Origin of the sequence: Methylomonas sp., from assembly GCF_023228165.1 — a bacterium.
GTDB lineage: Bacteria > Pseudomonadota > Gammaproteobacteria > Methylococcales > Methylomonadaceae > Methylomonas.
On the sequence record NZ_JALOBS010000017.1, the window covers coordinates 50,832 to 72,998 of the forward strand.

At 43.9% G+C, this 22,167-nt stretch carries 18 protein-coding genes; 9 read left to right on the forward strand and 9 right to left on the reverse strand.

The window, feature by feature from the left end:
• Window positions 1–24: 24 nt before the first annotated feature.
• From M0R33_RS13905 to M0R33_RS13920, 4 genes are read left to right on the forward strand one after another with little or no spacing between them, the layout of a single operon-like run.
• Window positions 25–675, forward strand: a complete 651-nt coding sequence (locus M0R33_RS13905; protein WP_292570224.1) for a hypothetical protein — start codon at window positions 25–27, stop codon at window positions 673–675.
• A 40-nt stretch (window positions 676–715) separates the two neighbouring features.
• Window positions 716–1,171 (forward strand): GIY-YIG nuclease family protein, encoded by a 456-nt coding sequence (locus tag M0R33_RS13910; protein WP_292570227.1) that lies wholly within the window; start codon window positions 716–718, stop codon window positions 1,169–1,171.
• 44 nt (window positions 1,172–1,215) lie between these two features.
• Window positions 1,216–1,659, forward strand: coding sequence for a hypothetical protein (locus M0R33_RS13915; RefSeq protein ID WP_292570230.1), 444 nt, complete (start codon window positions 1,216–1,218; stop codon window positions 1,657–1,659).
• A gap of 47 nt (window positions 1,660–1,706) precedes the next feature.
• Window positions 1,707–2,108: a hypothetical protein gene (locus M0R33_RS13920; RefSeq protein WP_292570233.1), complete on the forward strand. Its 402-nt coding sequence runs from the start codon at window positions 1,707–1,709 to the stop codon at window positions 2,106–2,108.
• A gap of 91 nt (window positions 2,109–2,199) precedes the next feature.
• Here M0R33_RS13920 and M0R33_RS13925 read toward each other — a convergent pair whose 3' ends face one another.
• The 3 genes from M0R33_RS13925 to M0R33_RS13935 form a co-directional block, all read right to left on the reverse strand.
• Window positions 2,200–3,684 (reverse strand): hypothetical protein, encoded by a 1,485-nt coding sequence (locus tag M0R33_RS13925; RefSeq protein ID WP_292570236.1) that lies wholly within the window; start codon window positions 3,682–3,684, stop codon window positions 2,200–2,202.
• A gap of 68 nt (window positions 3,685–3,752) precedes the next feature.
• Complete coding sequence (locus tag M0R33_RS13930; protein ID WP_292570238.1) at window positions 3,753–6,785, reverse strand: methyltransferase domain-containing protein; 3,033 nt, start codon at window positions 6,783–6,785, stop codon at window positions 3,753–3,755.
• An 89-nt stretch (window positions 6,786–6,874) separates the two neighbouring features.
• A complete protein-coding gene (locus M0R33_RS13935) occupies window positions 6,875–7,675 on the reverse strand; it encodes a hypothetical protein (protein ID WP_292570241.1) in 801 nt (266 codons plus the stop codon).
• Here M0R33_RS13935 and M0R33_RS13940 point away from each other — a divergent pair.
• Window positions 7,666–8,277 carry a hypothetical protein gene (locus M0R33_RS13940; protein ID WP_292570245.1) on the forward strand — a complete coding sequence of 204 codons (612 nt, stop codon included), beginning with the start codon at window positions 7,666–7,668 and terminating at the stop codon, window positions 8,275–8,277. The genes M0R33_RS13935 and M0R33_RS13940 overlap by 10 nt on opposite strands.
• Window positions 8,278–8,286: 9 nt before the next feature.
• Here M0R33_RS13940 and M0R33_RS13945 read toward each other — a convergent pair whose 3' ends face one another.
• The 4 genes from M0R33_RS13945 to M0R33_RS13960 form a co-directional block, all read right to left on the reverse strand.
• Window positions 8,287–9,054: a hypothetical protein gene (locus M0R33_RS13945; protein ID WP_292570248.1), complete on the reverse strand. Its 768-nt coding sequence runs from the start codon at window positions 9,052–9,054 to the stop codon at window positions 8,287–8,289.
• Between the two features lie 48 nt (window positions 9,055–9,102).
• Window positions 9,103–9,828 carry a hypothetical protein gene (locus M0R33_RS13950; RefSeq protein ID WP_292570289.1) on the reverse strand — a complete coding sequence of 242 codons (726 nt, stop codon included), beginning with the start codon at window positions 9,826–9,828 and terminating at the stop codon, window positions 9,103–9,105.
• Window positions 9,829–10,172: 344 nt separating this feature from the next.
• Window positions 10,173–11,294 (reverse strand): hypothetical protein, encoded by a 1,122-nt coding sequence (locus M0R33_RS13955; RefSeq protein ID WP_292570292.1) that lies wholly within the window; start codon window positions 11,292–11,294, stop codon window positions 10,173–10,175.
• A 472-nt stretch (window positions 11,295–11,766) separates the two neighbouring features.
• Entirely contained in the window at window positions 11,767–16,581 is a 4,815-nt protein-coding gene (locus tag M0R33_RS13960) for a Hint domain-containing homing endonuclease (protein ID WP_292570295.1), read from the reverse strand.
• Window positions 16,582–16,629: 48 nt separating this feature from the next.
• Here M0R33_RS13960 and M0R33_RS13965 point away from each other — a divergent pair, with 48 nt between their 5' ends.
• Window positions 16,630–17,667 carry a hypothetical protein gene (locus M0R33_RS13965; RefSeq protein WP_292570298.1) on the forward strand — a complete coding sequence of 346 codons (1,038 nt, stop codon included), beginning with the start codon at window positions 16,630–16,632 and terminating at the stop codon, window positions 17,665–17,667.
• Window positions 17,668–17,699: 32 nt separating this feature from the next.
• On the opposite strand, the gene M0R33_RS13970 is transcribed toward M0R33_RS13965, so the two are convergent.
• Window positions 17,700–18,566 (reverse strand): NUDIX hydrolase, encoded by an 867-nt coding sequence (locus tag M0R33_RS13970; protein WP_292570301.1) that lies wholly within the window; start codon window positions 18,564–18,566, stop codon window positions 17,700–17,702.
• 75 nt (window positions 18,567–18,641) lie between these two features.
• Here M0R33_RS13970 and M0R33_RS13975 point away from each other — a divergent pair, with 75 nt between their 5' ends.
• Window positions 18,642–19,835 carry a YqaJ viral recombinase family protein gene (locus M0R33_RS13975; RefSeq protein ID WP_292570304.1) on the forward strand — a complete coding sequence of 398 codons (1,194 nt, stop codon included), beginning with the start codon at window positions 18,642–18,644 and terminating at the stop codon, window positions 19,833–19,835.
• On the opposite strand, the gene M0R33_RS13980 is transcribed toward M0R33_RS13975, so the two are convergent.
• Window positions 19,832–20,545: a DNA-directed RNA polymerase subunit RpoH/Rpb5 C-terminal domain-containing protein gene (locus M0R33_RS13980; RefSeq protein WP_292570307.1), complete on the reverse strand. Its 714-nt coding sequence runs from the start codon at window positions 20,543–20,545 to the stop codon at window positions 19,832–19,834. The genes M0R33_RS13975 and M0R33_RS13980 overlap by 4 nt on opposite strands.
• 138 nt (window positions 20,546–20,683) lie before the next feature.
• On the opposite strand from M0R33_RS13980, the gene M0R33_RS13985 reads away from it, so the two are divergent.
• The gene (locus M0R33_RS13985; protein WP_292570310.1) at window positions 20,684–21,112 is read left to right on the forward strand and encodes a hypothetical protein; all 429 of its coding nucleotides are present in this window, start codon (window positions 20,684–20,686) and stop codon (window positions 21,110–21,112) included.
• 71 nt (window positions 21,113–21,183) lie between these two features.
• Window positions 21,184–21,600: a hypothetical protein gene (locus M0R33_RS13990; RefSeq protein ID WP_292570313.1), complete on the forward strand. Its 417-nt coding sequence runs from the start codon at window positions 21,184–21,186 to the stop codon at window positions 21,598–21,600.
• The last annotated feature ends 567 nt before the right edge of the window (window positions 21,601–22,167 follow it).

Genomic DNA, 22,167 nt, shown 5'->3' on the forward strand with positions numbered 1-22,167 from the left:
ATCGCAAAATGAAAGAATATCAAGATGAGCGGATTTATCCTCGTCACGAAATACCCCGTTCCGCGTGATCGCGAATATATAACACCAATGATTCGCCGCCATCAATTCGCCACTGTCATGTGGACGATATACAAAGGGTTTATAGAAGATTCACTTAAGAAGATGCAATCGCTATACACGGAACAGATTCTCTTTGAGTTGCAACGCTGCGAATGCGAATATTCGGAAGATGGAGTTGATTATTCTGATTTCGCCGGCTGCCTTATTCGCGCGCGCAAAGGAATGCCGGATTATTTACTGTTTTCAGCGCGCTATTGCGGTTATCTTGAATTAAAGGGAAAATTCTGCGATTATTTTATTCCGGATATTATTCGCGAGGCGATATTCATCGCGCTGATTTTCTCACTTGTTTGCCGCGGCAAAATACGACTCGATTTTGTACTGGATGGACAATTTGCGAAAATCGCGGAATTTCGCGACTCTCGCGTAGCGGTCGAGGCTCCGCCGAACTCCCGCGTAGCGGTCGAGCCGAAGGCGAACTCAGAGAACCCCATTGTCGAATTTTATCAATTTCTTCCAGCGGATTTGTCACTTCAAGACGCGGCAAAATATGCAGCGCGTTTTCGCCATGTTTTCGGAATTAACTGCGATTGCCGAATACTAATCGTTTGGTGAATATTCGCGCAAATTGAATTTATCTTTGTATATTATAAAAATGGCAACAACAACTTCCACAGCCGCCGCACCTTCGCATTTCATATATGCTATGACATCGCAAGCCGATTTGGCTCTTGGCAATTTTATTAAAGTTGGTTATTCACAAAATCCGCGGAAACGCCTCTGCGATTATCAAACAGGGCGCAATCCATTGCCCGCACACACGCCATATTTCATCGCTGTTTGGTCTGTAACCGCGCGATTCGACACAAAAGAAGATATTCGCGCGGCGGAAAAATCATTTCATGACACACTCCGCAATATTGGCTGCAAATCTTATCCACATAGCGAATGGTTCAGCGCGACAGTGGAGCAAATTCACGCAATTGCTGCCGTATTGATGCGCGGCGGAACATTACTTCGCGAAGAAAAAAGCTTCGAAATTCCCGTTGAAGAAATGTTTATGAGATGCGAATCGTATCGCAACGCGCACGAAAACGACATGCAATATTAATCTTTTTTTGAATAATAATTGGTAACTTGTATAGAGTTGCCGCAATGAATCAACTTTGGAATGTGAGTTTTAAAATCGCAGGAATCGCGCAAGATGAATGGACAAAAGTGCAAAAAGATAAATATGCCTCGCGACCGCTGCCAAATGAAATGCGCCCAGATTTTGTGGAATGGCTTAAAAAGATGCGCGCGCTTGATAATTCGCCATTTCATGTTGAAACTTTCGTTGCCGATAGCGAATCAACAATTCGCGAATGGTTTCAGAAAACAAGCCGTGCAACTTTTTTCATTTGGCGGCTTAGACGCGCCGTGACTAACGGCATCGATGCATATGAATACGACTTTGTCGCGCAAATTCCATTTTGCCCGAAGGATTGTTTCGATATTGATGTCCAATACGTCGATTCAGAAAACGGCGGCATTGCGCGCGGAACGCGAACTCCACCGGAGGTGTCGAGGCTTTGCCGAGTACGCTCTGTATGGCTCTAATGCAGTTTTCTTCTTTTTGAATTAACTGGCGAATAATTATAAATTCAATGACAACAGCAATAGCTCGGCGAAGCCTCGACACCTCCGGTGGAGCTCAGCCCCAAAAATGGCGCGAATATGAGTATCAGGCGCGCTATGACGCGCATGCGCCGAAGGATTTTGGCATCATTCTTGGTCGTGCTTTAGAAATAACGATTATTGAACTCGGTGAGCATATCTTTATTTGGCATAATTCAGATTGTGCCGCTCGCGTAGAAATTAGCCATGTCATTGTTATTCCTGGAATAACAACATCCGGCACTGGACTCATTTACGTGACATTTAAAATCAAAGATAGACAACAAACTCTTCCGCCAACCGAACCCAAAGCGTTGGATTGCGCAAAAATAGATGCCAAATTAATCGCGAATCTTGGCGAATCCGCGAAATGGATTATTTCTCCGCGTTGATGGCGCGAGATGAAACCGCGGCAGAAGTCGCCAAATTTATTTTTTTGCGAAACTTACAAAAAAAGCGAATGATATTCCATCTACATAGAATTTAGAAGCGCGGGTCCATAACTAAATCATCCACGCGAATCAGCCCTTCCGTGCGCGCCCGCAGTGGCACTTTATCATTGCTCCATTCATCGAAATAAACGACGAGTTTTTTTCCGAAATATTCCTCTGAAAATGCTTCTTTGCCAGTTTTCTCCTTGGAATATTTATTGAATAATCTCTTGCGCTCTTCAAGCGTCATTGCCGGCGTTACAGTGAATTCATTTCCTTCCGGCGTTTTGCAGTTAAAGAGAATCGCGCCAACCGCTTTACCATGTTCACCTTCAGTGAATCCAATCACTTCAAATTCAGCATCCATAATCGGCTTCATTTTGAGCAATTTCGTCGAGTGATATCCGCCGACACCATATTCATAATCAACATCTGGACGCACAATCGCGCCTTCGTATTTATCAGCGAGCACTTTCCTGAAAAATTCTCGCGCTCGTTCGGATACGCTTTTTCCATCGGTCAAATTTTCGCCTGCGATTTGCTGCGTTTCAACGACGCGAATAACGCGCTCATCACAATGTGTATCGAGAATCAATCTGCGAACCAAATTGAAGCGGTCTGAAAATATTAAGCGCGATAATGGCGTTTTTGGCGCAGCAAAGCAATCAAACACATTAAGAATAATTCCCATATCTGCGGCTTCTTTGCCTTCCAAGCGGCGAACATTCCCAGATAATTGCTGCAGTGATACTCCATGTTTGTATAATTCGCCATCGATATAAATGATTGTTCCATCCTTTGCGAATTCTGCCTCAAGCGGAGCACGAAGACAATTTTTTAGACTTTCGAAGCCAGAAAACTTCAATCCATTGCGCCCATACAGCACACACTCTCCGGCAATCGGATCGAAAACAGCAACAGCGCGAATGCCATTTAATTTCGGCTGAATATAAACATCTACTTTCATTTGATTTAGCGCGTCAACTCCGCCAATATCCGTGATATTTTTTGCAAGCATCGGCGGAATTAATTCAATTGCCGATGCAGCCGCGGATGCTGCCGCAGCTATGCTCGTAGTATCGGCGGTCGGCGTTTTAAATTTTCGCGCCTGCTTTTGATAACGCGAATTTGCATCGCGCAAGGCTTGCTGAAATGTATTTGTTTCATTCTTTCTACCAATATTTTTGCCTTCCGCGACAATCGTAGCATTACTTTCGCGAATAACGCCGGTAGATTTCTGCATAGCATCTACTTTGATATAACCATAATGTGGGCATTTTCCATCAAAATAAGAATCTAAAATCGGCTTAAACACAATTGTTCCATCTTTGTTGAATACTTTTGCGTCTACCAAACTGACAAAGATTTTCCATGATATTTCGGCACCACGGCGATTTATGCGAGTAAGCGTTGGAAAATTCCATGCAAATTTATTCGCGCTGAGCGCTCCGGGGATATCCGCGCGCCAATCATCGATAACAACTGCGTTATTGATTTGCCCAGGGCGAACGCCCTCTTTGCCGAGATTTACTGCCATTTTTGCTTCTCGTATAAATTGACAATTCTTCATTTCAAAAAAAGATACTTTTAAAGATTCGGGAAAACTTACTTACTGTGGTCTACTTTCTTTTGCAAAACCAGATACTCGCACAGCGCGGTGTATTCCTCAATCCCAGGCGTGAGCCCATCGCGAATGCGCGAATCGCCAAATTGCTTCACAGAGCTGAAATATTCTGCAAATGATTTTGCTTTCTTTGTCGCAATTTTGAAGCCGATTTCTTTCGCTTTTTTCGCGACGAAGTCAAAATTGCACAGTGGTTCATCGCGCATTTCTGCGGCAAAACCTAATCTCACGCGAATATGCTGCCCGAAATCGCGAAGCGCGTTGCCTTCATAGCGTTTCTGGAGCACATGAAAATCTTCGAAGCGCAATAGCGCATCATATTTGCCATCCGTGCGCGCATTAAACGCGGCAACAACTTTCTCCGCGCTAAATGTGGAAATCAAAAATACGCCGTTTTCTTTTAGTGATTCATGCGCGAATTTCAGCGCTGCGTGAATATTTTCTGCTGTATCGCAGAAATAATGGAACGCAAATGTGCAAACCGCGCAATCGATTGTCCCAGAAACAACTCCAACATGCTGCAAAAGCGCTGGTACGCTACTGATTCCTGCGATATTCGCCTGAATCACGCTATATTTGAGCGCAGTTCGCGGAACGCCAGACGCTGCGCGCGGGTCTGCGATTTTTCTTGCGGCAGTAAGCAATTTTCCCACCAATGTACCGTGAATCTGTTTTTTCTCCATTTCGTCAAAATAGCGCTCGACGGAATGAACTAATGCCGTCATATCGGAGTCAACATTGATAACCATTTTTGCACCGATTGCCCGGAAGCGCACCAAATCACCCCCACGCCCGCCTGCAATATCAAGAAGAACTCCGCCCCCATCTTGGAGCGCCGAATAGAAAGTATCAAAATAGAGAAGTGTTAATACCGACCGGCGAAACTTACGGCTAACCATTTCTTTCGAATCGATTGCGATTCCTTCTTGCTCTTCAAAATATTCGCCGGCAATTCGCGGCAAATATAAATGCTCTAAGAGAAATGGCTCGCAATAATTGGCATACACATTGCACGTAGTATGAAAATTATTACCATAATAGTCTATCTCTTGTGAAACATCTGTGCGAATGCGTTTAATTGTCCATTCTGCGGCGCCTGTTTCAATGCAAGTTTTTCTATATACTTCCACGATTTTCCCATCCAGATATCCTGGCGAATCTGCTGCGGCACGCCGATGCCAAAATACGTACGCATATGGATTATATGGCGGGCACAAATGAATGGGGATTCGCGTTGTGCTGAGTAATTTATCGCCGAATTTCGCTCGCGCAAAAGGCAAAAATTCGAGCCCGAATTCGCGCATTTGCTGCGGGCGAATCGCGACGAAAAGGCAATATAATTCCACGCCATCGGCGATTTTATCTCTCATATTTGGGTCGCGAAATTCATCCGGCACAACATATGGTTTTTTGCCGATTTCAGACGCAGGGCAAAGAACTGCATAACAATCAATCGTCGTCGCTTCAGGCGGCTTCCATTTGATATTTGTAGTGCGAAAATAATCGCCAACTTCCCCAAAACTGCCGCCGCTTTCGGTTGCATTTAGTTCTGTCAGAATGATTCCGTCGATTTTATACGCGTATTTCGCGCCGAGAATCGCTTCTATTTTTGCGCGCATATCTTCTGGCGTTCCATCATGCAGAAAGTATTTCTTCGCATCAACAGTAAACGATTTATCAGCCGCTGAGACTGCGTGTGCAAATGCATCTTTCACAATTTGCGCGGCGGATTGCAGTTGCTTCATGCGTTCCTTGAATGGCGTCAAGAATACTTTTTTGCCTTCAAGAAGAAGTATATCAAAGATAAAGATGCCGTTGCCAATTAATTCCGCATCAGCGATTGTAGTGCCGTGCGATGCCTCGCGTTCCTCATATTTTTCCATTGCACACTCGCGCATCATGCCAGAACCAAGAAGAACGATTTTCGCCGGATGAATGACCACGAAAATGCGTTCGCCATCAGCTTTATCCGTTAGGGCGAAATTTTGCCTCTTTGGAAAATAAGTATCGCGATATTCGGCGCGGGAAATGCTTTTCGCTTGATTCACAATCGCCTTGAAACGCGCATCGGCGAATTTAGCCGATTTCGGGACTTGCTCCCGCGAAGCGGCAGTGCCCTCGGCGCGACCTAACTCGCGTACGATAAAGCGAATTTCATTGTCACTTTGCGTAGATTCGCGACTTTGCTGCGAGTGGGGTGTTGTTTGCCCTAAAATAGGCAATATTGCCGCAAGCGCGTTTTCCAGATTATCATGAGTAAACATTCCATTGCCAATGTGTTCGAGCTCAATTTCAAAGCGGTATTCTATTTTCGGATTTGCTGCCATTTCTGCGAAGCGCGATGCGATTTTCGTTGCGGAAATCGGCGGCGGCTCTGCCGAAGCAATGCGTAAGCTTTCGCGCAATTTCGCAGGAATAAGTTCGCCAATCGAATTTACAACCGTCATTGGGTTGCTTAGATTTGAAGTCGAAAATTGCCAAACAACAGTAAAATCCAATCGCCAATCTTTCTGCACAATAAAAGAAACGCGGACTTTCGTGCGCCCCGGCTCAGTTGTGTGAATTGGCGGGCGTGCGTCAATTTGCTCTTCCATTGCGGCGCTAAATTTGCAGCGAATAGAACTGCGCGTTTGATTTGTAAATATTGATGTCTTGACGATATACGACACAGTTGCGCATTTCGTAAATGCGCCTTTACTGTCAATGCAATATGGAAGGCGAATCATAGCGCGAACTTGTTCTCTGCGCTGCGTTTTTTGGTAATCTCGCACTTCTTGTGAATATGCAAGAGGAATATCAGCGCTTATTTCTGCCGGCTCAATTGCAATAAAATCTGCCGCATTCGTGCGGGCAAAATCGAGTAAGCGGGCAAATTGATCCGGATTTAGCGATGCTTCTTGTGCATCGGCATTATGAAAGCGCACTTCAAATTCTGGCGATTTTCGCGCATTTGCCTGGGTGCGAAGACTACTATAATGCGTAATTATTCGATTAACATTATCCCCAGTGTCCATTAGCCTATATTTGAAGCGCCACACAATTTCAAAAGATAAAGGTGCCGCATCATCACAATGCAAAAAAGAAAATGGTTCGCATCGATTTGTTACACAGCGAAATTGGATGCCGGTGCATATTTAAATCCCCCTCGTTGCCCGATTCTCGAATCGCATTCGCCCCATTCATAGCGATTTGCGCCGGCAATAATGGCGGCATGTGAGCGCGATGGCGCGTGGAAAGGCAGAAAATATTTCCTACCTTGTTCTGTATATCCAGGACGAAATGTGGGAATATCGTCATAAACGCCGGGGCATTTACGCGCGGCTAAAATCGCCGCATCTTCGCCGCCTGGATTTGCCAATGCGAATTGCGCCTCAAATATATCGCGCGGAGTTGCGCAACCATAATCACTGGGGCGCGTCGCTTCTTCATTTGCGAGAATTTCGCAATCTTTTCCCGCAAGAAGAACGCCTAAGTGACTCTTTGGATAATGATGAATTTGCTCCAATTGTGGAGTTGCGCGCCTACTTTGCCCAAGACGGCGCGCTTCTGTTGTCGAAACAAAAGGGAAATGCCCGCGCACAATTTCAGGAGTCACGCACACTCTTTTTTGCGCGGCGCAACTTGGTGAATATGCCGGTCTTCTTTCCGAATGAAATCCATCGTGCATTTGTGGATATTCTCGTTCTGCGAGATATATAGCGAACTCGCGATTTAATTCTCTTATTGTCTCATCAACATCATATAGTCGCGAGAAATCGAATTTCGCGGCAACTATGACATCGAAAAATTCGACTGCCAAAATCGCTATATCATCGCAGTGAATAGTCTCGAGAATTTTGCCGTATTTGTCGTGGAATTGCGAAATATTTCTCCTCGAGAGGAATATATCACGAAGTGATGGCATGGAAATGGATAATTTTTATTGCTGTGTTGTTTATATTGTTCATTGCTATCTTTTCCATTGCACGTAATTATTCTGCCAAAGGCATTGCCGTTTTTGGTAGCGGCATTGCGAATGCGCGAAAGAATACTGCGCAGCAGTCGAGTCTTCGACGAGATGTCAAATTTCGCGATTTGGTAAAGCTTGGTCCGCGAACAAAATATGAATCCGCAGCAATTCGCGCGATTGAAAGTCTTACTGGGAAGCCGTTCCCAACAATTCGCCCATCGTGGCTTATCAAAGACGGAGACATACAATTAGAATTAGATGGTTATAATCCAGAAATCGGTATCGCGATTGAAGTGAATGGTCCACTGCATACGAAACCAGGAAAAGGCGATACGCCGGAAATTTATGCGGAACGAATAGCGAGAGATAAATTCAAGAGAGAATTGTGCGAAAAAAAAGGTGTAAAACTCATCGTTGTTGATTATGTCGTGAAATCTGGCTATTTACGTGATTACATCGAATCGCGGCTATTCGATATTGGCTATTTCGCATCGAAACCGGCGAATTATACTCCAGAAATTAAAAGAGAAGCGTGGATATCGCCACTACAACAATAGTGTGCGCAATTACATTGAAATTTCGCGCAAGACGCTCGCAGCTTCGGCAAGATTAATGGCTTCTGGATTTTTTTCACTCTGCGGAGCTTCGGATGTTTCTGGCGGAGTTTCGATTGGTGCGGATTCACTGGGATGTAATTCCTGCGTAGCAGTCGAGGCTTCGCCGAGTTCCGAGAATAAATCAGCCCCATATTTCGCGATTAACTCCGCCAATTCAGCGCGAGATTGCTGGAGCCGTATTTTGGCTTCCGCATCTTCCTCTTTTTCGCATTCCGCAACTTTATTCTTGAATGATTCTGTTTCTTTTTTGAGCGCGTCTAATACGCCCTGATGCGAATGTTCTGCATCTGGTGCGCGGTGAGTTTTCTTGTAAAGAGTGCGAAATAATATTGGCGGATACATCGCCTGTGTGCTCAAAAACTCATCTTCGGTATTCCAATAATGCGTTTTCACATACTCTAAAAACTTTCTTACTGCTTTTGGCGAAAATTCACCAAAATTTGCCATATAGCGCGTAATTAGCGGATATGTCTTGCAAAGGTCCGGATGCTCTTGCGTCAAAGTAAGAACAATATCATTTAATTTTGCGCATCCTTGCGCGCTGTTCGCCAATCCGTGCAGTGTTTCATCAGGATAGCGTTCGCTAATCAATTGATGAAGTCTATTCCACACAGCAACACATTCTTTCACTACATCATCAATAGTGACTGTCTTTTCGTAAAATACTTCCGCGCGTTGTTTTTCCGAAGGAGGCAATTCATGTATGTTCGGGTCCATCCGCACGAAAAAAGAATCGATTTATATAATTGAAAGTGTGATTGGCGTTTAATCCGCAATAGCGAAATCTCCGGCGACTTCCTCAATCGCATATTTCGCGACATCGTGCGTTTGTGGTGGAATTTCCTCTTCGGTATCATTCGCTGATGCGCATTCGGAATCACTCGATGCATCCGCGAATGCATCGTCATCGGATTCAGTGCTCGGCGATTCTGAATCACTGCTGCCATCTGATATTTCGCCGCCAACTATCGCGAAATCTTCATCAATCGGCGGCGTCAATAATGCGGATTCAAGAGAATCTGGCGGGGAATCATCACCGCCTTTCTTTTGCGCGGCTTTGCCCGGCACCTTTTTTCGAGTCTTTCGTGTTTTTTGGGCTTTTTTCTTCGCTGAAATTGATGCTGCGAGCAATTCTTCGGGCGGAATCTGTAATGCCGCCGCATTAGTTAGCATATGGTCTCGTCCAAAAAGATAGCGTAGATTCGCTTCTACTGTAGTCGCACTATCTTGATATCCTACTTCGCGCTTGTTGAATTGCTGCAATCTATCGGCGCCAATAATCATATACGCGCCAATGACATCACCATCACCATTTTCACCGATGAATTTCTCACTTTCCAGTAATTTCACGGAATCCGCGATTTCACTCGGCTTAATATCGTCGTCGTCGATAAATCCCGCGATTCGCGACAAATCGACTATATCTTGCGATACTTCACCGCCAGAGTCCCAATGAAGCGGCTTTGAAATACCGTATTTAGATTCACTCATGCTATATTTCACGGCACAAAAAAATCCAAATAAGGAGCAAATGCACCGCGATTTTTATCGCGTTATGAAACGAAGCTCCGCGAGTTTCCCGATTTTGATGCATATTTCATCGGGAACCTTGTCTAAATCAACGGCACAATTTGCTCCCGATTCATGAATAAGTTTTTTAAAGCCGTAATTCACTAAAATTTTCAATATTTCGCGCTTGTCAGCGAATTGTAATTGGCTACAAAATGAGCAAATGTATCGCCTATAAGAATCGGCATCTTTCGTTTGCATGCATGGTATAATATCCGGTTCCGCAAATGGTTCTCCGCTTACCAATTCTTTAAGAATGATATCATCTAATTCTTTTTGGGAGAAGATGTTTTGGCAGCTCTGTAAATCGCCCATAAACTTTGATGTCTTTCTATTGATTCTTTTGTTCCATACGTTTCGATAAAATTGAGCACCAATCTCACATGCGAAAGATATTCATTTGCCATTGCGATTATCGCCGATTCCAAATCGACAGCGGGCATATCAACGGAAGTTGCCGCTATTGCATCACTCGAAGCTGGCAAATAAACGCGCCGCGAAAAGACGGGCGCATGCATGCTGGGGAAAAGCGCCAAATAGCCGCCATTCTTTACAAGCGGATGCGCAGGTGGAATACCTTTCGTTAAATCTTCAATATCGATTTCTTCCACATTAGGCGGCAGTGTATTGGTTTTCGCATCTATGGCTGGATACAATACGCTCATCGCCATTGCGAATGGCGGCGTTCCTTTCATCGCATCGATATGTATCTTTGCATCGCGAATTTCCGTGAAGAGGTCGGTAATATACTCGCGGCGCTTAAGTTGAAGCGAGTGCGAAGCTCCGCTAAAGGCGTCTGCGCTTCGCAGAACTCTGCCAGAGGTGTCGAGCCGTTGCTGATATTCGCCAGGTATTTGCGATGCACTCGCTACCAAGTTTTTCGCACTTGATTCAGATAAAACCCGAATAATATGCGGCTGAAGTGTTGGCAAATATAACTTGGCTTTGACGGCGATTGTGCTTTTCCCCAATTTCAAGCGCGATTGCGTAACGACAACGGGAATTATTTGACCCTTTCTTAGAGCTGATAGCCGATTTCCATCATCTTCTTCTGTTGATATGAAAATCGCAATTGGGTCTTTGCGGCATACCAAATTTAGCGGCTTATTTTCAACGACTACGCATCCGGCAATTATTTCGCCAGTGTGCGGCTTGTAGACAAGAGCTTCAAATATGATGCTTAGTGTGCCGATTATGGGGCGTTTATCTCGAACGAAAATGCAATCGCCTTGATGCACGATTTTTATTACCTCTTTGACGAAAACCCCAAATACGCATTTTGTCTCATATACCCGTCGAACTTCTTCAAGAAGAGAGTTCGGATTTGCGAATATGCTTATAGGGTCGGCTAAATCCAGAGAGCACTGTATTTGGCATTTAAAAAGCATATTTTTCCCCTTATCGCAGATTGTTTAATAAGGAGGAATTGTAGTATATATTAATGTCTTAACAGATTCAAAATAGAAAGTGGCAAATAGCCTTTAAAATCGCACGATAAAAACTGAAGTTAAGCATTCATTAAGATAAGATGCGTCATTTTCGAAAACCCATGGCGCAAAAAATAATTGCACCGAATTTTTCATTGCAATTATCCCAAATAGCTCGCATAGAAGCTGCCGTTAATATCGGGACTATTTTTAATATTTGGATTGACGCACCGCAGCAAGAAACCTTACCATTCTATAGTTCAAATTCGCGTGATGCGCTCAAGTCTACGGCAAGTTCGCAGGCGAGAATTTCAATTTATTCCGAAGGAATGGTCCGAGGAGAACTTAAGGTATTAATTATAAAAATAGAACTATTACCACCACCAAGACAATTCGCGTCATCTTTGCGCTGTTGCGCATAAATTCGCACCGCCTAAATAATTGCCGAAATGCTCGTTTTCGCGTCCCACCATCCATAGACGTATTTTGTTTTGCTCCATTTTTTTCGCTCTTCTATTTCACGAAAAACGAGCAAATTGCGCACGCGCCGACAAGTTTCTCTCACTGTTTCCTGCGCGTTTTCGCCAGTAAATGTGATGCCCAGTTTCGCAGCAATACGATGAATAGTATCTTTTTCTTTCGTATCGCAAACAATGCCGCGCTCGAGTGTACGCGAATCCGGATGTTCTTCGCGCACTGCTTTGCGAATTTCTTGCACTGGAGAACGAATTTTGAATTTTACAATATCGCCGACGCGCTCAAAAATGCCAACAATATCGGCATTTTCGCGAAATGTGAGATTGCGATTAAGCGTTCCGCGTTGAACTTCAAACCATTCAGTGCCGGACCACACTCTTACTCCGGATTCAACGCAATATGCAATCGGTGTATTATCTGGCAAATTCATCACTCCAGATTCGATATTCCCAACAATAGCGCGATATGATTTAATTTCTTTTATGGCAATACATGCATCAATATCAGTTAATAGTTGCGCAAGATGTGTGAATTTCACGCGAATATCGGCATCGGAAATCAGTTTTTCAGCAAATAGTTTTTGAAACTCATCGGAAAATTCTACGAAGAAATCGATTTGCGCCTCCTCGGCGAATTTGCGCCCACTTGCCGCTTCGTTCGCTGCGAAAGCCGCATCCGAATAATGTTCATGGATTTGCGGGAATATTCGCTCGAAAATGACATAATTGATGCCGAATTGCTCCTCCGAGATAACCAGTGCGCTTGTACGCTCAACATCTTTTTTTGCGAATGATTCGATATCAAGAAACGGCTGTTGGCGAAATATTCCGCCAATCGCGAAAGTTTCCATCGGCGCAATAATGAAAATATTTGGCGAACTGTTCGCTTCCCTCGCGCTTTCTGAAATCGCGATAATAGTATGCGGAACATTGCCGATATAAATCCAGCGATTGTTCGCATCTTGCGTCCAATGAAAATGTAAATCTAATTTCTTAGTGTCGATAACAGATGGCATCGGTGTCATCAAGAAAAGTAATGCAGCGTTTATTGCATCTGTTGAAATGAGTGCCGGATTGATTTCAACTCCGAATGGCGGTTTTCTAATAGCGACTTCAAGCTCATCGCGCGTCCAAATTGGCTTCAAGAGAAAGAGTCGTTTTATAATGCTAACTGTGTTGTCAATTTCAGAAACACCATACTTGTATGCGTAAAATGTTTCAAGCCGAATGCGTTCTGGAAATTGCAGAAGGCTCGCATCGAACGGATAAAACGCGTCGAATTTTGGCATTCCCAGTGTATCGGATTTATTTTCGCTGGGGAAATTTATCGCATCATTGAGCCCCGCATCCGCGGCAACGCGCGCAACTTCGCGCTCGATGCGCTGGATTATCTGATAACTCCGCAGCTTAATATCATATCTTTTCATCTCTGGGGATATCAAATCGCCTCCAATAGAATTTTTCGGCGTTGTATGCGCGATGATTTGAATGTGGACAACGCGTTTTTCTTCGGGAAGCGCAGAATGCGACATTTTGCGCGAACAACGCCCGAAAACTTGCAATAGCGCGGGAATGGATGTCGGCAATGAGAGAATAATTAATCGCTGCACTGCAAGCAAATCATAACTTTCGCGAATTATTCTTGAGCCGAGGATTATCGCGAAATATTCGCCATTGACATTATCCGGCGCATTAAATAGCATTCTGTTATTATCAATTGTCGAGCGGTCCATCTCGGAATATAGCGTTATTACTCGAATGGGCAGAAATTGATGATGTGAAGGTGTTGAATTTTCTGCGTGAGCATCTGCGTGAGCATCCGCGTGAGCATCTGCGGATTCAATCCGCGCATGGGTGGGATTACTCTGAATTTGCCCACAGCGCACACAACGCGAATTTTCGCCAGGAATGGAAGTTTCGTCAATAAAACCATTTTCGCGCAACAATTCGCGAATAAAAATCACACCAGTCATTCTGACACGCTCGTGATAAATCATGACTTTATGCGCGCCATTCGTCTGAAATGCATCAATAAGAATATCTATTAGTTTCGCGTATTTCGCAGAATAAGTCGCGATATTCTCGCGCAACATGAAGCGTCCCGAAAATACATTGATAGAACTGCTTTGGCGTTTAACGGCGATTCCGATTTTATCTCGCCATTCTATCGGCGCCGAACTGATGAGATTCGCGACATTGGCGGAGTTAAAAAGCCCGACTTCTGGCTCATTCGCACTTGAAGTTGTTGAAGTATCGGGTGGGCGCAAATATTCCGTGGGATTGGGGAAAACCGCATCGAAGAGCGAATATGCGGATGATGGAATGCCAACTATTATATCTTCTGCCGTCATTTCTTCCTCTGCGGCTATTTCTCTGATTTCTTCTTGCGCCGCCACTTCTGTTTCGCCGCGAAATGATTCACGCTCTCTCATGAATTTTACATAAGTATCCCAATGTAATTTTGACATTTCACAGCCGATAATTGGTAGCCGTACGATTCCATCCGATTGTGCTATTTCTTTCGAGGAATTCAATACTTCCCCTTCGAAAATTCTTCGAGGGAAATACGCAGGATTAAAATCCTGGAGGAATGAAACGCGCCCAGCGAGATTTGTAGAAATTATATCTAATGCGCCTGGCTTCAATTGCGGCAAACCACCGGCTAAATTTGTGAAAAGGTCTGCTTTTTTGACTTTCGGAAATGAAACCGGTGTCAAATAATTCAGCAATTCTACAATTTCAGTAGCCGAATTATTTATTGGTGTTGCAGAACAAGAAATGAGTTTCAGGTGCTTCACATGATTGACAATATATTGCACGGCTAATCCGCGATGATTTTTTGACACCGAGTTATAGCTCTGATGAATTTCATCGCAAATGAGAAGCGAATTTTCCAATTGCGAAAGAATAGTCGCATCAACCTGAATCTTATTATTTTCTATTGCTTCTTCAAGCGCGGACAAGAGCGCCATATCTTTGTCTTCTTCTGCACTTTTCGCGGCAGATTCGCCAATAGTCTGCTCAATAATGCGCCCTAATTCTGAAGTGCCGCCACCACCAGAAGTCGAAGAAAACAGGCGATTAACAAATTCATCATAGCCATAAAAGCGATAAAATCCGCCGAGATTTCTATTCGTAATGCGGCGCTTCAATGATTGATAGAATGATTTATATTTTGCGAATGCCTCTGGGCTGCCCTGCATAGTTGCGTCGCGATGATAAAGTGTGAGTTCTTCTCGCTCTGGGATTGAAATATAGCCGAATTCAGGATATTTCAGCAAGTCACGAAGAAATGCCTCGCGCGTTCCTGCGAATCCTAATACAAAGATAGCCGGAGTGTGTGCAATATTCTGCATATCGCGCGGAAATTTGAAAAGATTGCGATAGATGCGAATAAAATCTTGCGCCACTTGAATGCAGACCAGTGTATTATGCGTGATAACGCCATCAGCGAGTTGGAATCTCGCTCCGCCAATTAAATAGCGAATATCTGGAAATTTATCTTCATTATCGGGTCGCATTCCGCCGCTCGGCGAAGCCTCGACCCCTCTGGGGGAGCTCAAAGTAAAGCCGAAATATTCGCGATTGCCGCATTCCGCAATTTGCGTTATGCGCACATTTTGATGGTCGCGATTCGGCGCAATCGCGCGAACCATGCAATGCGTTTGCCCACTTCCTCCACGCTGAAGGAATTCCGCAATATTCATATCGAAAAGAGATTCATGTTTCCCATTGGCGAATTCTCCTTTGAGCGATTTTAGCGTGAGAATGTGTGAGCGATTGCAAACAAATGAATGATGCGCAGTTGTATCTTGTAATAGTGCGGATGCGCCAAATGTCGGTTTATCATCAAACTCATAATCGACGCGATACGATGCCTCAATACCATGGCAAACACTGAGCACAACTCGCGGCTGGAAATCTTCGCCAACTAACCATTCGCCAATATTAATATCTTCTACGGCGGCTAATCCGCCAGAAAATAAGCGCACACGCGTTCCTCTGCCAAGACATTTGCCGGTGTTATGCAAAACTAATGTATCAGCCCCGAGAAATTGCCCGTTGCCATCCAAAGAGAAGCCGAAATATTCGCCTTCGCCAACCGACTCTAAGCGAAATGTTGTCCTTACTATTGATTGTGTACCCGCGGCGCCAAAATTGCGATAATAGCAGTTCGCGCCTTTCATTTTCGCGTCTTCGGCGTGCGCGACCGCGGCAATGTATTCGCGAATTGTCACAGTGAAGAATTCGTCTTTTTTTGGGTCTACAAGACAAAGAATATGTTCATCATTAAATACATACTCAATTCCTTGCCGCGGAATAAATTTTATCATTTGCGCATATCCGTGACAAAGAGAAAGAACTGTTCTCGGTGTCGAATCATCGCCCATTAATTTATCGCCGACGCGAATATCTTCGACTGCTTTTTTGGATTTGTCAAACAATAGTATTTTCGTGCCTTTTGCGTGGCAACCAGTCGCGTGAAGCAAATGAAGCCTGTCAAATGGCGTATTTGGATTCATTAGATTTCGTCCGAATTGCTGGTGCGAATGAATTTTCAAGCCTTTCGCGCCTAATTCTGCATCGAGTTTGCCAACGCGAAAATCATCTTTGCCGGGGATTACTTTTAATTCCGCGAATTCTCGGCGCTGAAGCAAATCGCACATAAAATCTGGCTTTTCTGCGCTGGGATAATATCCAGCCGATAATTGGCTTTCATCAGAATGTAGTTCGCCTTCGGCTTGACCGCTTCGCGGGAGTTCGCTACTCATTGAAGTTTTAAGAATACTGCTATATATATTTAATCGTCTGCAAATACAATGGAATTGCTGAGAGATTTCGAAGATTTTGTTGTTTCTCTTGATGCTTATTGTGAACGCAGCAAAGTAGCGGAATATGAATTAGCGCGGCAAAAATCACTTGCTTCTTTGCCAGCAATCGCTGCGAAAATGCGCATATTGCAAGAACAGATTCGAAAAATAATGGTGCGAAATTCAATACCCGAGGCGGATGCAAATTCGAGTGTTTGTAGCGACAACACGAAAATAATCGCATCGCATATTCGTAGAACACCCACAAATGAGACTGAAAAAGGCAAATTGAGCGAATCTCCGCCGGGCGAATGGGGCGTAATTCGCCGCAAGCGTTTTGATACCGAAAGTCGCGAAAAAAAGTGGCATTTATCGCGCGATTCTGCGCGAAGTAGCGAACAATCTCGGAGCGAATGCGCCGCCGCCAATGAAACGCTCGCGCAATCGGCGGCGCCGAAAGTCTCTCAATATATCACTTGCGGCAGCAGTAAATTGCCAGTTTGCCGCCCGGCAATTCCGCTATACGATTCGCAACAAACGATTCGCGTACAAATTACAAAGGCAATTTCTCTTCAATGCATTCCAACCAGAGATTTACGCTGTGTGACGCAAGAAGGAGCACTATATTGGCACACAGAATTGTGCCGATTCGCGATTAAAATTTGCGGCATTGTTTATCATGGCGGATTAGGCGTTATTTATGGTAGCGAATCGCATCCAACAAAAATAAAAACATGCGGATATGATAGCTGCGGAAATGCGAACTGCAGCTATTATCACGACCCGATGCGACATGCCGGCTCAAAAGATATTCGCAATTTTGTCGCCACGAGTTGGCTTTTTACGCCATCCGCGAAAACTCGGCAAAATATCGGCTCTGAATATCGCCAGCGCAAAATCTCATCAATTTCTTCTCTTGATGAAGATATACTTACAATTCGCCGTTCTGAAATATCGTATTATAATGAGCAATTTATGCACGATGTTCTTTGCGCGATTATCATGAATTCATATCTTGGTACAGATTCAGCTGTGTTGAGCAGATGAAAAAAATACTCCATTGCGCAGAATCGCGCGAATTATGTTGCGGATTCTTGGGCTGCTTTTTTTTCATCGAGACGGCGGCGATTACGCAAAGTATATGATTTATTTTGTATTACACTGCGTACATAATTTGTGATTTGCCGATAGCAATTCAAATGCGAGATAATCGCCGGCGAATCTGCGTAAATTGCGCGAATGGCGGCGACATTCATCCAGCGCGTATCATTAATTTCTTCGAAGCGCTCGAGACTTACAAAACGAAGAGCGGGTTCGATAATTCTGCGAGTGAATGCAATAAAATAAACTGTATGATAAACAACTCCTGCATCCGTAATTGTGTGCGTATAACTGCCTCCAAGAATGCGATATGCAGTCCGCGGAATGCCAGTTTCCTCATACAACTCGCGAATAGCGCAGTTGATTGGATTTTCGCCGGAGAATGATTTTCTTCCTTTGGGAATTTCCCAAATTGTCTCGGCATTCGGCGTATTGCGCATGAGTCGCTCCAAGTGTTGTCTTCCTTCTGCATCACTGCCAAATGTTGACATGAATTTGATGCGCGACAATGCGAACAATTGCCGATTTCGCGCTGAATGCAGCCAAACTCGATACCACATTTGATAAAAATTCATACTAAGAATATCCAATTTCTCTGCGAGCGTCATTTGGCAAAATAATTGCCGAATTGCGTCATCATTCGCCGCATACGCGCCAGATACAAACATATGAAACGCATATGTAACGCGCTTATTTATTGTTAGTATTTCTATTGTGCCGGTTTTCGGATTCTTTCTGCAACATGCGATTCCATAGGACCATTTGCATTCTTTCGTGGATTTATTGTGTTTTGGCGACTTTATTTCGGGCGAAATCGCCTCTTTATCTCGCTTTATATCACTCATTCAAAATTGAAGTGTTGTTGAGTAGTTTATATATCTCATTCCCCGTTGTGTTCAATTCTTAGTGAAAAAGCCATAATGGACGCTCAGCAAAGCCTAATCTGTCATGCAGATGCTCCTCAAAGCCCCCGCTTTGCGGTCGAGCCTCCGGCGAGCTTCGCTCCCTCCGAGGATGCACGTTTGGCGAAAATTAAAGAGACTGCGTCCGCTCTGCCAAAGCAAAATACGGAAGCGTGGTATAAACTCACGAAAACGACTATCGGCGGTTCTGAATTGCCTGCGATATTATTTACGCCTGGATGTTATTCAAGCATGGAAGATATCATCGCCGCGAAAATGGGTCTCCGCGAAAATACGGGCAATATCGCTACGCAATGGGGAAAACTATTCGAGCCGATTTTGCGAAATTATCTTTCGAAGAAATACGATTGCCAGATTGAATGCAGTGATATATGCATTATTCATCGCGAAGAAGGCACACGATTATCGCCGGATGGCATATTTCGCAATAAAGCCGGTGATTTAGTTTACTTCGAGCAGAAAAATCCATTTAAGCGAATTCCGGATGGGAAAATCCCTGCGATTTATATGCCGCAATTGGCAATGGGATTCCGCCATATTCCCGATGCGAAAGAGGCATTATTCGCGGATTCAGTGTTTCGCCGCTGCACAATCGGTCAACTTCAAAATGTGCAAGCAAATCCGCTTGCATTTGTGCCGATATTCGGGCAAGCAATCGCGGAAAACACGCATTTAATCGCATCCGGCGCGGAATTCTTCATCGGCGATGTGGCGCGAGACGCTGATACGCCGTTAGTAGACTTAGGTTGCGCATATACGGATGTTATTTGCGATATATGCAATAAATTTGTTGCCGGTGAATTGCGAATGCAGCACGTCGAATGCATCGCGGATATTCCGCCAAATGCCGTTGCAGTTCTTCCATGGAAACTTTTTACTCTTTTTGAAGTACGTGTAACGCGAGAAGAATGCGCAGGCATTATTACGCCCGCTGTTCTCGATAGAATTCATCGCATTAATGTCGCTTGCGAAGCTGCGCAAAAAAAGACGACTGATGAAGAACGCTGGGAAATATTCCACGCGTTGATGACAACGATTTTGCCACCATCTCGCGCTATGGGTAAAAGCCCACCTCGCCGTGCTCCGCGGCGCGTTCAGCGGAGCCTCGCCTCCGAAGGAGGTGCTCAGCCGATTGCCGCCGAAGAAACGCCGATTCAAGAAGAAATCCTCTGCGATGATATGCATTTTTAATCTTTATCACCGCCAACGCAATAGCGATAAGCAATTTCGCTGCCGACACAATCAGAAAACCGATGAATGCGAATCAGCATTCTCGGCAAAAGCCCCATCCAGATTGCCATTGCGTCTTGATGCGGACCACTTACGCATATTTTTTGAAATGACGATGGGTCGACATGCCGACTTTTGCTCAATTCGGCAATCTCATCGGGGAGCATTATCTCATGTTTCGGCACACTTACGTGCAGCGGAACTTCGATGCAAAAGCGGTCGCATGTTACGAAAGTCACGTCTATTGACGGCTTTTCTTCTCGCGCTTCTTGAATATGCTTATCTAATTTTGACGTTGCTTGGATTTGCGGCACAACGATAATCAACTCATGCGCGAGATTCTCATTTCGCGGGAATTGTGCGTAAATCGAATTTGCCTCGCGAATGCGTTCTTTAAAGTTCTTTTTTGTCGATATTTGCCCAAGTGCATCTGAAATAAGAAATACCAAAAGATAAGCATCAGGGCGCCCATATGGGTCGGCAATTCGCTTGGCGAGAATTTGCGCGCTGGAAGTTGCCTGAAATGATTGAAGAAAATCCTCTCTTCTTTCGAATATTTTTGCCTTGCAGTCCGGGCATTGTATTATCTCATTAGCGCCGCGATATTTGCACATTTTCTGCAGGTTTTTATAGACCTCGAAATAGTCGTTCACCGCGCGAACAATAGACATCTTTGAATTAATTAATATACTCTCGGTATATCTGCCTTATATTTGATTATAATTTGCAATTCAATTTATTTTAATTTTTTTAAGTTTTTTTCGGGTAGCCATTTATATATATATCAGTCAGGTTGCGGATTTTTCGCTATGGCAGAGGACTTCAATATTGTTGGCGGAGATGAGACACTGGATAAGCTGCGGACCACCGTACTCGGCATTTTCACGGCATATCCTTTGACAACGCTTCTTGTTATCATTATTTTGATTATTCTTGTGATTGCACTATTCTTCGGATGGATTGGCAACAAAAAAGAAGGAATTGTTGGCGCGACACTCGCCAGTTTAGGATTGCGAGACGATTACGGCAGCGCCGAACATCTCTCTGAGATGCAAAACGCGAATGCACTAAAGGATAATCCGTCTGCATTTTGCGGCAGTGTTGGCGTATCTGTAGCGAATCCAGGCGCTGTTCGCCAGCAAGTAAATGATTATTTGACGGCATCCGTCGGCACAACTGCAAGTGGCGCTGAGAATTTCAGCATCACTGATGAAAAGCTGAGGAAGCTCGCGATGTAAATGCGCGAAATGAATCAATCCGCGCATTGTATTTTTTTTGAGACACCTCCAGTAAATAAAATATAAAGTCAATGACAGATTTTTCAATCGTTGGCGATTCAAAGATAAACGCAATTCCAGCCGAAAATTCTCGAAGCCGTGTCGAAAATCCGCATGAAATCGCCACAGTTCGGCGAAGCCTCGACCCCGAAGGGGGAGTCGAAGGCGGTGCGCCGCCTGAGCCGCCTGGGCAATTTCGCGCACTCGTAAACAAAATTATGACGCCATGGTCGCCGCAAATGATAGCGGCATGCGTGATTATAGTAGTTATAGTCATTATTCTTATTATTTGGTACATTCGCGGACGCGGCAAATCGCAACAAACGCGCGGTGTTGGTGGCAAAAAAGAAATTCATAATGAAATAGACACCATTCTTGAATCGCTCGAGAATGACGGAATAGTAACCGAAGTTCCAGCGGAAGAATTATCCGCGGCGGCTACAGATTAAAATTTTTCGCGCTCGAGAAGAGATGGAATTGATTATTTTTTAGCCTTTAATTTTTACAAATTTACTTACCGGTTTTCATTGTCGTTCGCAAGTAAATTTGCCAAAAACTACATAATTATTGCAAATTTTTTTGCAGTAATTAAAACCGTTTTTATTATTGGCGGAGGTCTCCGGCTGTCGCGGGAATTATTTATTTTTTAGCGTTATTCGTTTCGGGATTATTTTTACAAATCCGAAAAGCGATTTACTGGTTTGCATAATTCGGCAAAACTCTTGTGAAATTTTATATTTTGGCAAATAAAAATTTGCTAAATTATAAGACGAATTTAGCAAATTATCCCTATAAAAATTATAAAATTTTACAATGATTTGTTTGTTAAATTATAACAATATTACAAATAATTTTCTTGTGAAATTTTATATTTTGGCAAATAAAAATTTGCTAAATTATAAGACGAATTTAGCAAATTATCCCTATAAAAATTATAAAATTTTACAATGATTTGTTTGTTAAATTATAACAATATTACAAATAATTTTCTTGTGAAATTTTATATTTTGGCAAAT